16 protein-coding genes and 1 pseudogene are annotated in these 14,083 nt (G+C 39.9%); 9 read left to right on the plus strand and 8 right to left on the minus strand.

Features of this window, described 5'->3' with window-relative positions:
* The first annotated feature begins 211 nt into the window (after nt 1-211).
* On the plus strand, nt 212-1,219 hold the full coding sequence (locus tag NXV01_RS00855) for a sensor histidine kinase (RefSeq protein WP_259021544.1): 1,008 nt from the start codon (nt 212-214) through the stop codon (nt 1,217-1,219).
* Nucleotides 1,216-1,923 carry a LytTR family DNA-binding domain-containing protein gene (locus NXV01_RS00860; RefSeq protein ID WP_259021545.1) on the plus strand — a complete coding sequence of 236 codons (708 nt, stop codon included), beginning with the start codon at nt 1,216-1,218 and terminating at the stop codon, nt 1,921-1,923. Before NXV01_RS00855 ends, NXV01_RS00860 begins: the two co-directional genes overlap by 4 nt.
* A gap of 31 nt (nt 1,924-1,954) precedes the next feature.
* Here the strand turns inward: NXV01_RS00860 and NXV01_RS00865 are convergent, their stop codons facing one another.
* Entirely contained in the window at nt 1,955-2,575 is a 621-nt protein-coding gene (locus NXV01_RS00865; protein ID WP_259021546.1) for a hypothetical protein, read from the minus strand.
* Between the two features lie 196 nt (nt 2,576-2,771).
* Here NXV01_RS00865 and NXV01_RS00870 point away from each other — a divergent pair, with 196 nt between their 5' ends.
* The 4 genes from NXV01_RS00870 (at nt 2,772) to NXV01_RS00885 (ending at nt 6,476) form a co-directional block, all read left to right on the plus strand.
* A complete protein-coding gene (locus tag NXV01_RS00870) occupies nt 2,772-3,188 on the plus strand; it encodes a DUF3788 domain-containing protein (protein WP_258978452.1) in 417 nt (138 codons plus the stop codon).
* Nucleotides 3,185-4,315 (plus strand): GyrI-like domain-containing protein, encoded by a 1,131-nt coding sequence (locus NXV01_RS00875; protein ID WP_259021547.1) that lies wholly within the window; start codon nt 3,185-3,187, stop codon nt 4,313-4,315. The genes NXV01_RS00870 and NXV01_RS00875 overlap by 4 nt, the downstream gene beginning before the upstream one ends.
* 31 nt (nt 4,316-4,346) lie before the next feature.
* Nucleotides 4,347-4,817, plus strand: coding sequence for a GyrI-like domain-containing protein (locus NXV01_RS00880; RefSeq protein ID WP_074557540.1), 471 nt, complete (start codon nt 4,347-4,349; stop codon nt 4,815-4,817).
* A 246-nt stretch (nt 4,818-5,063) separates the two neighbouring features.
* Nucleotides 5,064-6,476, plus strand: coding sequence for a PLP-dependent aminotransferase family protein (locus NXV01_RS00885; RefSeq protein WP_258978454.1), 1,413 nt, complete (start codon nt 5,064-5,066; stop codon nt 6,474-6,476).
* On the opposite strand, the gene NXV01_RS00890 is transcribed toward NXV01_RS00885, so the two are convergent.
* A complete protein-coding gene (locus NXV01_RS00890) occupies nt 6,468-7,664 on the minus strand; it encodes a PLP-dependent aminotransferase family protein (RefSeq protein WP_258978455.1) in 1,197 nt (398 codons plus the stop codon). The genes NXV01_RS00885 and NXV01_RS00890 overlap by 9 nt on opposite strands.
* A gap of 249 nt (nt 7,665-7,913) precedes the next feature.
* Here NXV01_RS00890 and NXV01_RS00895 point away from each other — a divergent pair, with 249 nt between their 5' ends.
* Entirely contained in the window at nt 7,914-8,132 is a 219-nt protein-coding gene (locus NXV01_RS00895; RefSeq protein WP_148365777.1) for a hypothetical protein, read from the plus strand.
* Nucleotides 8,133-8,152: 20 nt separating this feature from the next.
* Here NXV01_RS00895 and NXV01_RS00900 read toward each other — a convergent pair whose 3' ends face one another.
* From NXV01_RS00900 to NXV01_RS00915, 5 genes and pseudogenes are all read right to left on the minus strand, one after another.
* A complete protein-coding gene (locus NXV01_RS00900; RefSeq protein WP_148365862.1) occupies nt 8,153-8,614 on the minus strand; it encodes a DUF3795 domain-containing protein in 462 nt (153 codons plus the stop codon).
* A gap of 2 nt (nt 8,615-8,616) precedes the next feature.
* Nucleotides 8,617-9,573 (minus strand): bifunctional helix-turn-helix transcriptional regulator/GNAT family N-acetyltransferase, encoded by a 957-nt coding sequence (locus NXV01_RS00905; protein ID WP_259021548.1) that lies wholly within the window; start codon nt 9,571-9,573, stop codon nt 8,617-8,619.
* Nucleotides 9,574-9,769: 196 nt separating this feature from the next.
* Nucleotides 9,770-9,871: pseudogene (locus tag NXV01_RS25860) on the minus strand (alpha/beta hydrolase); the annotation flags it as partial.
* Nucleotides 9,872-9,887: 16 nt separating this feature from the next.
* Nucleotides 9,888-10,514: a CatB-related O-acetyltransferase gene (locus tag NXV01_RS00910; protein WP_259021549.1), complete on the minus strand. Its 627-nt coding sequence runs from the start codon at nt 10,512-10,514 to the stop codon at nt 9,888-9,890.
* 216 nt (nt 10,515-10,730) lie between these two features.
* Entirely contained in the window at nt 10,731-11,201 is a 471-nt protein-coding gene (locus NXV01_RS00915) for an Lrp/AsnC family transcriptional regulator (protein WP_004299136.1), read from the minus strand.
* A gap of 178 nt (nt 11,202-11,379) precedes the next feature.
* Here NXV01_RS00915 and NXV01_RS00920 point away from each other — a divergent pair, with 178 nt between their 5' ends.
* Together NXV01_RS00920 and NXV01_RS00925 are read left to right on the plus strand one after the other, a co-directional pair.
* The gene (locus NXV01_RS00920; RefSeq protein ID WP_099146753.1) at nt 11,380-12,666 is read left to right on the plus strand and encodes an O-acetylhomoserine aminocarboxypropyltransferase/cysteine synthase family protein; all 1,287 of its coding nucleotides are present in this window, start codon (nt 11,380-11,382) and stop codon (nt 12,664-12,666) included.
* A gap of 67 nt (nt 12,667-12,733) precedes the next feature.
* Nucleotides 12,734-12,973 (plus strand): hypothetical protein, encoded by a 240-nt coding sequence (locus tag NXV01_RS00925; protein ID WP_004306417.1) that lies wholly within the window; start codon nt 12,734-12,736, stop codon nt 12,971-12,973.
* Between the two features lie 102 nt (nt 12,974-13,075).
* Here NXV01_RS00925 and NXV01_RS00930 read toward each other — a convergent pair whose 3' ends face one another.
* The gene (locus tag NXV01_RS00930; protein ID WP_148365781.1) at nt 13,076-13,984 is read right to left on the minus strand and encodes a mechanosensitive ion channel family protein; all 909 of its coding nucleotides are present in this window, start codon (nt 13,982-13,984) and stop codon (nt 13,076-13,078) included.
* Nucleotides 13,985-14,083: the final 99 nt, after the last annotated feature.

Raw genomic sequence — 14,083 nt, forward strand, 5'->3', positions numbered from 1 at the left:
TTGTTAATGATTTATAACCCATTATTCCATAAAAAACGCGACTGACCAAATCTAAGAATTATCAAACAATAAAATAAGAATGTAGTGACGAACGGCAAGAATATGATGACGAACGACAAAAGGGAATGCTTGGGGTTTCAGAACAATCTTTTATCTTTGCAAAGAAGTGAGAAAATATACTTCCGGGAGTTAAACGAGCAATGAGAAGAATATGAAACGTACTAATATACCTGTTTACATCGACTTGCTTTTCTGTCTGGTAATCATGCCGCCCATCATCATGCTAGTGCCGGTAGACAAATGGATTGTACACCACACGGTCTTTATGCTGACCCTGATTGCCTATCTTTACGGTCTGTACTTCATCTACCGTAAAGTGAAACTACCGATGCTTTTCATGCAACGGAAGTTCGGACATATCTTACTGCTCATGCTATCGCTTATCTTCATCACATGGTTGCTAACCCACTTTCCATATCCACCGGAACCCGACAATATAGATCCGATAATGCATAAAACCCGGCAACATATGCGGGCACAGACTGTGTGGTTCTTTTTTCTGGTAGTGACGGGGTTCAGCCTTTCCATAGAACTGATCTTTGAACTTTTCCGGCAAATTCTTTCCAAACAGGAGATTGAAGCAGAAAAGAACAAGGCGGAGCTGGCTCTCTACAAGGCACAAATCAATCCGCACTTCCTTTTCAATACATTAAATGCTCTCTACGGGCTGGTACTTACGAAGTCGGACAAAACAGAATCCGCCTTTATCAAATTTTCCAATATTCTGAAATATATGTATGCCCAGACTACTTCAGATCTGATTTCCATAAACAATGAAGTAGAATATATACGCCAATACGTTGACCTGCAATCTTTGCGTTTAAACAAGCATACGAAAGTGGTATTTGAAACCGAGATGGATGACGAACAGATACAGATTCCTCCGATGATTCTCATTACTTTTGTCGAGAACAGTTTCAAATACGGCGTTTCGTCCGACACGGACTGTACAATTCTTATTCGTATCATTGTAAAGGAGGGACTGCTAAACTTTGAAACCGAGAATATGATTATGAAGAAGAACCACAAAAATCCTCATGCCATCGGAATAGACAATTGCCGTAAACGACTGGAGCTTCTTTATCCCAGCCGCTTTGCATTGATTACAAAAGAAGAAAACGGATGTTTCAAAACCTATCTTAACATTCAACTACGATGAAAAAGCTTACTTGTATCGCTATTGACGACGAACCGATTGCATTGCTCATCATCAGCCAGTTTTGCGAACGAAAAGGAGGACTGGAACTTACTACTTTCAGCGAACCGCTGACCGGACTGCGAGAAATAGCCCGGTGCAAACCTGATCTGGTCTTTCTGGATATTGAAATGAACAGTACCAACGGACTGGATATTGCCCATGCGCTTCCTCCCGAAAGTTGCCTTATTTTTACGACAGCCCATGCACAGTATGCACTGGATGGCTTCGACCTCGATGCCGTGGATTTCCTGCATAAACCCTTTGCTTATGAACGATTTGAAAAAGCTGTTGAGAAAGCGATTGTCCTTATTGAAGCACGCCAGCATAAAGTACCGGAAAACATCATAATCAAACAAGAATACAATAACATATCCATCCCTATCTCCGATATTCTTTATATCGAAGCAATGGAGAATTATACGAAAATATTCCGTATAAACGGCAACTATATATTATCGCGCACAAGTCTGAAAAGTATTCAGGAGATGTTACCCGAAAAGTCTTTTCTACGTACGCACCGCTCCTATATCATTCCGGTTAATAAGGTGGAACGGTTCTCTAAACGGGAAATAAACCTGACCGGATGCCGGATTGTAATCCCCATAGGAAGACAATACGCAGAAAATGTCTATGCTACATTGACGGCCAGAAATATGACACTATAAACAAATCTACAGAATACCGGAGCTTTTTAAATCAGCTCCCGGCCTTCTGGCTATAAATCAATTTATCTCTTTGGCTGATTGTCCACAAGCCATCTATCAAGCGTACATTTTTCGTATCATCGTCTTCCACGTTCCATGCATAACCTCCAGAAAGCAGTCCACGCCTTTCCAATATTTCATTGGGCTGATTATTGGAGAAGAAAAGTTCCAGCTGTGTAGAATCGGGACCAAAGACAATGAAAGCTGAAATGCCGCTGCCATCCACCGCTTCTGTACGAATCCCTTTCTCAAATAAGCGGATACAGTCTTTTTGCACTTCACACCATACGTATCCGGCAGAGCCGATACAGCCATGTTCATCCCGGTCACCTCCCACAAGCGGAGATTGCGGATACTGAACTAGTTTGGAAGCCGGCATCCCCGGTGTATATTTTCCTGTATAAAACACTTCCAGCGTATCATTCAGAAGTAAACCGTCGACTTCTTCTTTATTCGCATCCATCGTACTGAATGAAAGAGTATCATTTTTATCCGTGACAATCGTTACCGTATTCATGGTTGCATCACTTACAATTCCTTTAGAACTGCTCACTTTCGACGAGCAACCTGCCATGAGGCACAGAGTGCCTACCGCTAATAGCATTGTTTTCATTTTCTTCAAATTTTGCTTTGTTTTAAATTAATGCAAAGATAAAGGGAATACATCAATATCCCACTTCTACAAAATAAATTAATTTCGGGACAGTTTGTTCAGTTGCACTGCCTAAAATGCCTATATTGGACAACGATCTATTAGAAATTCAGTCTACCTTTGTGATGTAGATAATCAAAAGTTAATACGGAATGCCATGAAAAAAACTTTTCAAATCCCAACTCCCAAAACTCTGGAAGCCTTGACTGGTAAGGAACTTTATGATCTATGGACTTCACTTCGCCAACTTATCGAACAGAAGTACAATATGGAACAAATGTGGAATCATGGAGGAAAAAAATGGACCTACGAATACAAATATCGCAGAGGCGGAAAAACTCTATGTGCCCTATACGCCAAAGAGCAAACGATTGGGTTCATGGTTATTTTAGGTAAAGATGAACGCACTAAATTCGAATCCATGCGAGAAATGTTCTCCAATGCGACTCAAAAGATATATGATGAGACGACCACTTTCCATGATGGGAAGTGGCTTATGTTCGAGTTAAAAGATACTTCTTTATTTAATGATATAGAGCGGCTCCTATCTATCAAACGAAAACCAAACCGATGATTGAATCAGAAATAAATAAGAGATATTGTCAAAGTTGCGGGATGCCTCTCCGCTTTGATGTAGAGAAATATCTGGGTACTAACTCCGACGGTTCGCGAAGTGATGAATATTGCTATTACTGTCTGAAAGACGGAAAATATATCGTTGACATTCCGATGTCGGAAATGATTAATATCTGGATAAAATACACCGACAAGTACAATGAATATGCAGGTACTGCTTATTCGCCGGAGGAACTTAGGCACATCCTCAACGAACGGTTACCCCATCTGAAACGGTGGAAACAGAAGCTGGAAACCTGTAATATCCATCACCAGAAGATTCAGGATATAATCGTTTATATCAATAATCATTTATTCGAGACTTTGAATACAGACATGCTTAGCACGATAAGCGGACTTTCCAAATATCACTTCAGAAGAGTGTTTCAAACTGTTGCCGGAGAAAATATCGGAAGCTACATACAGCGTTTACGTCTCGAACAAATAGCACATTTGTTAGTATCCACCGAGTTTACATTAAATCAGATTTCGGAACAGACAAACTATCAGACCAAATTTAGTCTAGCCAAAGCCTTCAAAAAACATTTTGGCGTATCGAGCTCTCAATATAGAGAGAAGTACAAGCCGATGTATGATGAGCAACATGCGGTTATCACTCCTGAAATCCGGTCGATTCTGCCAATGAAAGTATTTTGTATCGAGGTTGGTGAAAAATACAAAGATGAGCTCCGATACAAATTAATATGGAACAGACTGGCCAATTACGCCAAGCAGCATAATGAAGAAAAGTTGAATTATAAGTTTGTCAGCCTTAGTATGGATGACCCGTCCATAACTCCCATGAATAAATGCCGCTTCTATCTCGGGGTGACAATCGATGCCACTGAAAATGATTCGCAACCGGAAGTGATGGAAGTTCCCGGTGGACGTTATGCTGTATTCAGACATATCGGAGACTACTCTTTGTTGCATAAGTTATACCGGACTATTTATGAAAAGTGGTTTCCGGAAAGTAAATATCGCCCTCAAAGTACCTTTAGCTTTGAGATGTATATGAACCGTCCCTATTCTACTCTTAGAACAGAATTAATGACCGACATTTATATTCCGGTCACAAAGAAATAAGAAATTATCAACACTCTAAAAACAATGTATTATGGGAAAGATTTCAGAAATCATGCTATTGAAACAACCGGAGCAATCCGCTTTGGCTGTTGAAGTACACACGGATATGAACGGAATGTCGGAGGCTATCGGGAAGAACTTCGTAAAAATAGACTCTTTATTTAAGGCACAAGGCGAAGTCACTACTGATATTCCTTACGTTGAGTATCCCGACTTTGAGAGCCTGACTGAGCACAATATAAAAATGATTATTGGTCTAAAATCATCCAGAGAGTTACAGGGTGAAGGGAATATACGATCTATTACGATACCGGAAAGAAAAATAGCTTCCTGTCTGCATAGAGGAACTTACAGTGAACTGGCTGTCCTGTACAATGAAATGATGGAATGGATAAAAAACAACGGTTACAAACCTTCGGGAACATCCATAGAATATTATTACAGTAATCCCAACATACCCGAAGAAGAACAGGTGACGAGAATAGAAATGCCACTATTATGAATATTTACTTCATCTAGTTATTTCTTTCCTTACTATCAATAACTATCGAATATACATTCCAGTTTTCGTTCAACTTAAGTCAAACGAAAACTCATTAGGCAACGAAAAAGATATTGTATTCAAGGAGAACAACTAAAAATAGCATAGCGAAAAATGAGTTCTTATACCCTGAAGTACCCCACAAAATAGATCAAACACAACAGATGCAGACATCATTTTTGTATCTTTGCCGGAGACTGAATAAACATGAAAAGAGAAATCCTATATCAAAAGATAGCCGGCACTATCGCTTGGCAAATAAAAACAGGTATATGGAAAGCAGGCGAGAAATTACCTTCTTTACGTACTATCAGCAATGAATATGGCGTGAGTTTAAACACGGCAATCCAGGTATATTATGAACTGGAAAAGGAAGGATTTATCATCTCCCGCCCCAAATCAGGGTACATTGTCAATTATAAACCATTAAATTTGTCTGCTCCGGCAACAACACAACCTGCAACTCAATCTTTAGGAAAGGAAGAGGCCGACTTAATCATGGAAGTATATCATTCCATCGAAGATTTGTCCATCACCCGTTTCTCACTGGGAATACCGGAAGACGTTCTATTGCCTATTGCAAAGCTCAATAAGGAATTAATCAAGGCAATGTATTCACTTCCGGGAAACGGTACCAGGTATGAAGACCCGCAGGGAAATATTCGGTTAAGAAACTATATTGCCCGTTTTGCATATAGCTGGAATGGAAATCTGACTGAAGATGATATTGTCACTACCACGGGAGTGACCAATTCTATCTCTTTAGCATTATCTGTTATTGCCCGAAAAGGAGATACGATAGCTGTTGAAAGTCCTGTTTATTTCGGCATATTGCAGTTGGCCAACAGCATGGGACTCCGGGTGTTGGAACTGCCCACCAACCCTGTAACAGGTATTGAGCCCGATGCTTTAAGAAAAGTATTACCGCAGATTAATCTATGCCTGCTTATCAGTAATTTCAGTAATCCACTGGGAAGTTGTATGCCCGATGAGCATAAAAAAGAGGTAGTGCAGATGTTGGCTGAATATAATATTCCTCTGATTGAAGATGATTTATACGGTGATGTATTCTTCGGACATTCACGCCCTAAGCCATGCAAAGCTTTCGATGAAAAGGGACTTGTGTTATGGTGTGGCTCTGTGTCAAAGACATTAGCTCCCGGTTACCGGGTAGGCTGGATTGCCCCCGGTAAATTTAAGGATGCTGTTATTCGCCAAAAACATATTCATTTAATATCCACTCCTACCCTCAATCAGGAGGCCATTGCCAACTTTATGGAAAACGGCAGGTATGAGAATCATTTACGCAGGTTGCGCCATGAATTACATTCCAACAGTCTTCATCTGGCACAATCTATTACCTACTATTTCCCCGAAGACACTAAAATCATAACTCCGCAGGGAGGTTTCATGCTTTGGGTGGAACTAAACAAAAAGATTGATACCACAGAATTATATTACAAAGCCATGCAACACAAGATCAGCATTGCTCCCGGACGCATGTTTACACTGCACGACCAGTACAAAAACTGTATGCGTTTGAGTTTCGGTCAGCAATGGAGTCCTTTTATCGAAGAACGCTTGCAGGTTTTAGGAAACATTATCAAAGAATCATTCTGATTGGCGGATATACTCCTTTACCACCTCTCCGAGAGTCTTCAGCCCTTTCTCTATTTTTTCTTCAGGCATATTGGAGTAGTTTATTCTAAGCGTATTTTCCTTGTTGCCATTCGGATAAAAAGAACCTCCCGGAACAAAAGCAATCTTTTTCTCCAGACTTCTGACTAAAACATCGCGTGCTGAAATCCCCACAGGAAGTTCTATCCAGGTAAATAGTCCGCCTTCGGGACGAGTAAACTTTATTGTATCCGGAAAACAACGTTCTATACTTTCAATCGCAACATTCCTGCGCTTTCTATATACTTCGACTATTTTTGCAATATGTTTATCAATATCATACCGCTTCAGATATTCGGCAATGGTCATCTGGGCAATAGTGTTACATTGTAAATCCGTACCTTGCTTGACTAATACATATTTGCGGATAATATCTTTATCCCCCGCAATCCAGCCAATCCGAAAGCCGGGACAGAATATTTTCGAAAAACTGCCTGTACACAAGATATTTCCAGCCTCATCAAAAGACTTTATAGAGGGCAAAGGTTCTCCCTCAAACCTTAACTCGCCATACGGATTATCCTCAATAACTGCAACACTGTATTTGGCAGATAATTCAGCCAATTTCCTGCGTCTTTCCAGACTCCACGTTTTTCCTGTAGGATTCTGAAAGGTAGGTATCGCATATATCAGTTTTATATGCGGAGTGTTACTCAAAACATCTTCCAAAACGTCCATCATCATCCCTTCCTCATCCGTGGGAATTTCAATGAAGCTACACCCATACGCTTTGAATGCGCTAATCGCAGCCAAATAGGTCGGGCTTTCACAAAGCACGACATCTCCTTCGTCTAAAAAAACTTTTCCAGACAAGTCCAATCCTTGTTGCGAACCATGGGTTATCAAAATATTGTCTTTATCGAAAGCCGTGCCCAAACGCCCGTTCATCCGGTTGGCAATCCATTCCCGCAAAGGAGCATAACCTTCCGTTGTGGTATATTGAAGTGCTTTTGTACCTGCTTCTTTCAATACAATCTGATTAATCTTATTGATTTCATCTATTGGGAAAAGTTCCGGAGCAGGCAGACCACCGGCAAACGAAATCACATCTTCCTGTTCAGTCACTTTTAATATCTCTCTTATTTCCGAAGCCTTTATATAAGACATTCTTTTAGCAAAATTCAACTTCATAACCTTTAAGTATATTAGGAGATTAAAACAACACTGCAAAGTAAAGCAAAAAAGAAAGACGAGAACAGATACACTTTTTTATATATTGACAGGTACAGATGAGGGAGTTTTCAAAGGATAGCTATATGAAGTTAATCTCCCATATTACTTATTTCGTCATGAGAAATCAGGGCGTTCGTCGAATAATCCTATACAGAACCCTGTTTAAACTTACCTTTGCACAGAAAACAAAAGTAATCGATAGTAACTATGGAAGAGCAAATACTAATTTTTCGCACCTCGGTAAAGAATGTACGGGATATCAAACATATCGCAGCGCTTTTCACCCTATGTCCCCAAATCTACAAATGGAATGTAGATATGGAGGATTGGGAAAAAGTGTTGAGAATAGAATGTCAGGGGATCACCCCGACTGAAATATTAAAGGCATTACGCGCCATCAACATTTATGCACAGGAACTGGAATGAAGCAGAGAGAAAGCCATAAATTAATAGCGAGGTAAATCCCTTACCTCTTCATAATATTTTTCTATTCCAATCTCTTGCATCCGTTTGTTGATGGCTACAAATCTCTTATATAAATGTTCATCAAAACCTGTATTCTCGCAAGGAAAACAGCTACACTGGAAGCAATAATCCACTTGCTTCTCTTCGCTGCATACACGAACATTACAGTTTTTGAACAACTTGCATTTTTCTTTTCTGCACCCCTGACAAGTCGCCACGGACAAATGATTTAAAAACTCTTTAAAATCGGGGTATTTTGCAAAGACAGGCTCATCAAGCATCTCTACAAAACGTTGTGCATAGACATCAAAATTGCCTAATGCCTTCTTGAGTTCACCGCTGTGATAAGAAATATCTCCATCGGCAAAAGCAAAGCATTTTCCGCAATGCAGTCCACAAGGGGCAATGCGCCCCTTAATAAATTCACCATCCACCTTTTTCATTTTCACTCTTCAATTATTAATTCCATCTGTATGTCTCCTCTTTCATAAGTCGTGTGATATTCGGGAAGTTCCTTGAAGCCTAACTTATGATAAATATGGATAGCCGGTTTCAGACGTGTATTGCTCTCTATAAAGAGCCTTTTGCCCCCAAGCTCCTTCGCTTTATTTACAACTGCTTCGCAAAGTAGTACTCCGATACCTTTTCCTTGAATCTTGGGGCTAACAGCCAACTTGGCTAACTCATAATCATACAACGGATGATCCATCTTACACAAAGCACATACACCGACCGGTTCATCTTTATAAAGAGCCACCAAAATAGCTCCTCCTTTATCCAGAATATATTCCTTTGGATGATCTAAAGCCTTGTAATCGGCCTCTTCCATCCGAAAATAAGCAGTTATCCACTCTTCGTTAAGAGTCCGGAAAGCAGATTGATAGCAAGGTTCATAAGGAACTATTTTGATGTCCTTACTCTCTCGTTCCTTTTTCGCTTCCTTCACCCGCTCCAACAGGGATTTATCCGACAAAAGGTTCTCCCATTCTTCGATAGCTTTCCAAAGATCATTCCGGGTTTGCTGCGTGATTTGCTCAATAGCTGCCGTAACATCTATGCACTGTTCCGAAAAAGAGTCGGACATTCTTTTTCCTTTGGCAGATAACATGACCATGTTTCTTCTCCCGTCGGATTTGTCCTTTGTCTCTTTCACTAATCCTTTAGCTACCATTTCTTTAATAATATTACTCACGGAAGGATGAGAATGACCAATCTCTTTGGCTATGGACGTAATGGTTTTTGCCTCCCCACGCGATAATACAAAAAATACAGGAAACCATTTCGGTTTGAGGTCTACTCCAAACATTTTATAGATGGCGGCCGCATCTACTGTTATTTTATCGGTCAACATGCGTAATCTGCTACCGATGGCTAATTTGCCCGTCTGATTAAAAAAGTCCATGTTTTTATTAGTTGCGTTACTAAATACGTAATTGATTACGCAAATATATTAGCTTTTCATCATATGAACAAACATTTTTCGTAAAAATACGTAAGCAGTTACGTAATTAGTTCTATTTATGGATAAACATCAGGAAATAGTGAAAAGAATATTTGCCACTCCCCTTTCCCAATTTGGCATACGTGTTTCCATGAGCCCTGTTTCTTGAAGTATCAAAAAGGCAAGTTGTAAATTCTGTTTGTGAGAAACAAGAGAGTGCTGATAATAAAAGAACAAATACAATAATTAGTTTCTTCATGTCTATGATGTAACATTTATCTTTTTATCAGTTCTTCAATCTTTCCACCTGTAATATAAGGTATACATTCGGATATCTTCTCAATACTCCAATCCCACCATTGCAATTTCTGCAATTGGGCAATCGTATTCTCATCAAAACGCTTCCGGATTTCTTTGGCCGGTGTCCCACCTACTATCGTATAAGGAGGAACATCTTTAGTAACCACTGCCCGCGACGCAATGACTGCCCCATTTCCAATATGTACTCCTGCCATGATAACAGCTTCATATCCAATCCAGACATCATTACCTATTACTATATCTCCTTTATTATCCCAGGCAGAAGTTACATCTCCCTTATCTAAATTCCATTCCTCAAAAAAGATAGGAAATGTATAATTGGATAAAGAATTCAATGTGTGATTTGCACTGTTGAAAAGAAACTTAGCTCCACAGGCTATGGAGCAGAATTTTCCTATTATCAAGCGATCTTTATTAATCGGATAATGATATAAAACATTGTTCTTCTCAAAAAGAACCGGATCATTTACAAAATCATTGTATATTGTATAATCACCTACGATAATAGCAGGATTCTTAATCACCGTATTCAGGTAAATAGTCTGAAAATCATTGGTACGAGGATATATGTTCGAATTCATTGTAATAGCTACTTTTATATGGTTTATTGAATAGAATAAATAAAATAACTTGTGATTTAGGTTAAATCACAAACAGTTGTAACAGCAGAACTTTCTATTGTTACAATCCGTATGGGCGAAGCTATTTACAAAGTTGCCATTTCATTGTGTTAGCAGAACTGGATTTATATTACATAGCAAATATACAAGATAAATTTCAGACTATCACACAACGAACTAAATATGTATCCCATATTGATGCTTCACTTCCGCCATCACAAACGTACTTTCCAATGATCCCAAGCTATCAATCGTCCCCAACACATTCAGAATAAACTCCTGATAGTATTTCATATTGGGAGCATGAATCTTCAACAGGTAATCATAACTACCTGATATGTTATAACATTCGGTTACTTCAGGAATATCCTGTATGATCCGCGTAAACTCGGCTGCTATATCCCTGTTCAGCCGTCTAAGCTTCACACTGCAGAATACGACAAATCCCTGATTCAGCTTTTCCGCATCCAACACGGCAATATACTTCTTTATATATCCTCCACTCTCCAACCGTTTAAGACGTTCAAAAACAGGAGTTGAAGAAAGACTCACCCGTGCGGCCAGCTCTTTGGTTGTCAATCGGGCGTTTTCTTGCAAAGTACGGAGTATTTGCAAATCGACTCTATCCAGTTTATCAAAAGTATCCATAAGAAAAATATTCTTCTAAAAGGTGATTTTTAGGAATAACGCAACTATATTATTCTATATAACGGTACAAAAATAGCATTATTTTCTGTATTTTATCTATATCTTGTTCGATATATCTCCATCCCATAACTTTGCAAGAAAATAAGGAAAGAATATTAAACTTAAAAAATATACGATTATGGCAACAAAGAATTTACATTTCGAGACTTTACAAGTTCATGTAGGACAAGAACAAGCAGATCCGGCAACAGATGCCCGCGCAGTACCTATTTACCAGACTACTTCTTATGTATTTCACAACTCCGCTCACGCAGCCGCACGTTTCGGCCTGCAGGACCCGGGAAACATCTACGGTCGTCTGACCAACTCCACTCAAGGAGTTTTTGAGCAACGCGTAGCTGCTCTTGAAGGAGGAGTAGCAGGACTGGCAGTTGCTTCGGGTGCTGCTGCCATCACTTATGCTTTCGAGAATATCACTCGTGCAGGCGATCATATTGTAGCAGCCAAAACGATTTATGGAGGAAGCTATAACTTACTGGCTCATACCTTACCCAGCTATGGCATCACAACCACATTCGTCGATCCCAGTGATTTATCGAACTTTGAAAAAGCCATTCAGGAAAATACGAAAGCCGTATTTATCGAGACGCTGGGAAATCCGAACTCAAATATCATTGATATAGAGGCAGTAGCCGAAATAGCTCATCGCCACAAAATTCCTTTGATTATTGACAACACATTCGGTACTCCGTATTTAATCCGCCCTATCGAACACGGAGCAGATATCGTTGTACATTCCGCAACAAAGTTCATTGGCGGACACGGTTCCTCATTAGGAGGAGTCATTGTAGATTCAGGCAAATTCGACTGGGTGGCTTCCGGCAAATTCCCACAACTGACCGAACCCGATCCAAGCTATCACGGAGTACGTTTTGTTGATGCGGCAGGTCCGGCTGCCTATGCCATCCGCATCCGGGCTATTTTGCTGCGCGACACAGGTGCCACCATCAGTCCATTCAATGCTTTTATCCTGTTACAAGGATTGGAAACTCTTTCCTTGCGCGTAGAACGTCATGTAGAAAACGCGTTGAAGGTCGTGAATTTCTTAAACAATCACCCGAAAGTGAAGAAAGTGAACCATCCGTCATTATCCGATCATCCCGATCATGCGCTGTATCAGCGTTATTTTCCGAACGGCGCCGGTTCTATTTTCACTTTCGAAGTCAAAGGCGGACAAGAAGAAGCACACCGCTTCATCGACAGCCTGGAGATTTTCTCCCTGCTTGCCAATGTTGCCGATGTGAAATCATTGGTGATCCACCCGGCAAGCACTACCCACTCGCAACTCAATGCACAGGAACTCGCCGAACAAGAGATTTATCCGGGCACTGTACGCTTATCGATTGGAACGGAACATATTGATGACCTGATTGCGGATTTGGATCAGGCACTTGCCAAAATCTAACATTCAATCATTGAACTTTCCATGACTGCAAGATGTTATACCTATATAACATTAAAACATTGCAGTCATGGAAAAATATTTAATACACAGCAACGAACTGCATCTGATAGACGCAGAGAAAATCCATCAAGCCGTAGAAAAGATGGTGGAATCACTCGATTTAGCCGCAGGATCAACCACTAACTTCGATCTCTATCAGGTTGTGGAAAACTACTTTAAAGATCTCGAGAAAAGGAGAAAAATCAATCATGTACTGGGAATCAAAGAAGATAGATATGAATTAGCCGAAGATTTCGGTATAAAATAAAAAAGAGATTTATTCAATCACGCCAGACAAGTTTTCCAAAAAATAAGGGAGTTGCACGTTAAGTACAACTCCCTTATTTTTTGAATTATCAGAGTATAACAATCAATTTCCCTGATGCACAGTAAGCTGTGGGAAAGGGAAGTTGATACCTTTTTCATTGAAGGTTTCGTAAATTGCTTTATTTGTATCGAAATAGACACCCCAGTAATCTCCGCTGTTTACCCAGACACGTGCCACTACATTCACACTGCTGGCATCCAGGGCATGAAGAGCTATAAACGGAGCTGGTTCATTCAGGATACGTTTATCGGCGGCCAGAATATCACGAACTATCTGCTGAACTTTATTGTAATCTTCCCCATAATCTATACCAATAATCCATTCTACACGGCGGGTTTCCTGATGACTGTAATTGGTCACTACTCCACTGCTCAATGAACCATTTGGGATATAAATCAATTTATTATCCGCAGTCGTAAGGATGGTGTGAAATATCTGGATTTCTTTTACCGTACCGGATGAACCTTGCTGTGTTTCTATCCAGTCACCCACTTTATAAGGTTTGAACAAAAGAATAACCAATCCTCCGGCAAAGTTCTGCAAATTACCGGACAAAGCCATACCGATAGCCACACCGGCAGAAGCCAGTAAAGCTGCGAACGAAGTAGTTTCAACTCCCAAGGCGCCGACAACAGAAATGATCAAAAGGATCGTCAACAGGATATTTACCAGACTTTTAACGAAAGTTTTGATACTTACATCCACTTTTCGTTTATCCATCAGACGTCTTATAAACTTATTAAGTAGCGAAATCAAAAAACGTCCGACGATGAAGACAATGACCGCAATCAGTATACGTTCTCCGGCACGAATACCAAAATCTATCAGTTGTTGAGTAATTAGCGAAAGCTTATCCAATCCGTCGGCATTGGCAATCGCCTCTTTCATTAATTCATCTGCGGCCACTTGCACAGAATCCGCAGCTTGTGTTGCTTGAAGTAAGAGTAGCATAATTAAATTATATATTAAATGAATAAACTGTTGTATTGGTATTTCAACAATCTACAAAGTTATATTGTTTTTAGTAAATCTAAAAGTTTTTTTTGCTTT

It is taken from the genome of Bacteroides sp. BFG-606, assembly GCF_024788145.1.
In the GTDB taxonomy this organism is placed as follows: Bacteria; Bacteroidota; Bacteroidia; order Bacteroidales; family Bacteroidaceae; genus Bacteroides; species Bacteroides vicugnae.

Coding starts and splice junctions, on each gene's coding strand:
- NXV01_RS00855 (WP_259021544.1), top strand. CDS start 212: ATGAAACGTACTAATATACCTGTTTACATCGACTTGCTTTTCTGTCTG.
- NXV01_RS00890 (WP_258978455.1), bottom strand. CDS start 7,664: ATGAAGTTGAATTTTGCTAAAAGAATGTCTTATATAAAGGCTTCGGAA.
- NXV01_RS00905 (WP_259021548.1), bottom strand. CDS start 9,573: ATGGACTTTTTTAATCAGACGGGCAAATTAGCCATCGGTAGCAGATTA.
- NXV01_RS00925 (WP_004306417.1), top strand. CDS start 12,734: ATGGAAAAATATTTAATACACAGCAACGAACTGCATCTGATAGACGCA.
- NXV01_RS00895 (WP_148365777.1), top strand. CDS start 7,914: ATGGAAGAGCAAATACTAATTTTTCGCACCTCGGTAAAGAATGTACGG.
- NXV01_RS00860 (WP_259021545.1), top strand. CDS start 1,216: ATGAAAAAGCTTACTTGTATCGCTATTGACGACGAACCGATTGCATTG.
- NXV01_RS00900 (WP_148365862.1), bottom strand. CDS start 8,614: ATGAAAAAGGTGGATGGTGAATTTATTAAGGGGCGCATTGCCCCTTGT.
- NXV01_RS00875 (WP_259021547.1), top strand. CDS start 3,185: ATGATTGAATCAGAAATAAATAAGAGATATTGTCAAAGTTGCGGGATG.
- NXV01_RS00910 (WP_259021549.1), bottom strand. CDS start 10,514: ATGAATTCGAACATATATCCTCGTACCAATGATTTTCAGACTATTTAC.
- NXV01_RS00930 (WP_148365781.1), bottom strand. CDS start 13,984: ATGCTACTCTTACTTCAAGCAACACAAGCTGCGGATTCTGTGCAAGTG.
- NXV01_RS00920 (WP_099146753.1), top strand. CDS start 11,380: ATGGCAACAAAGAATTTACATTTCGAGACTTTACAAGTTCATGTAGGA.
- NXV01_RS00865 (WP_259021546.1), bottom strand. CDS start 2,575: ATGAAAACAATGCTATTAGCGGTAGGCACTCTGTGCCTCATGGCAGGT.
- NXV01_RS00885 (WP_258978454.1), top strand. CDS start 5,064: ATGAAAAGAGAAATCCTATATCAAAAGATAGCCGGCACTATCGCTTGG.
- NXV01_RS00915 (WP_004299136.1), bottom strand. CDS start 11,201: ATGGATACTTTTGATAAACTGGATAGAGTCGATTTGCAAATACTCCGT.
- NXV01_RS00870 (WP_258978452.1), top strand. CDS start 2,772: ATGAAAAAAACTTTTCAAATCCCAACTCCCAAAACTCTGGAAGCCTTG.
- NXV01_RS00880 (WP_074557540.1), top strand. CDS start 4,347: ATGGGAAAGATTTCAGAAATCATGCTATTGAAACAACCGGAGCAATCC.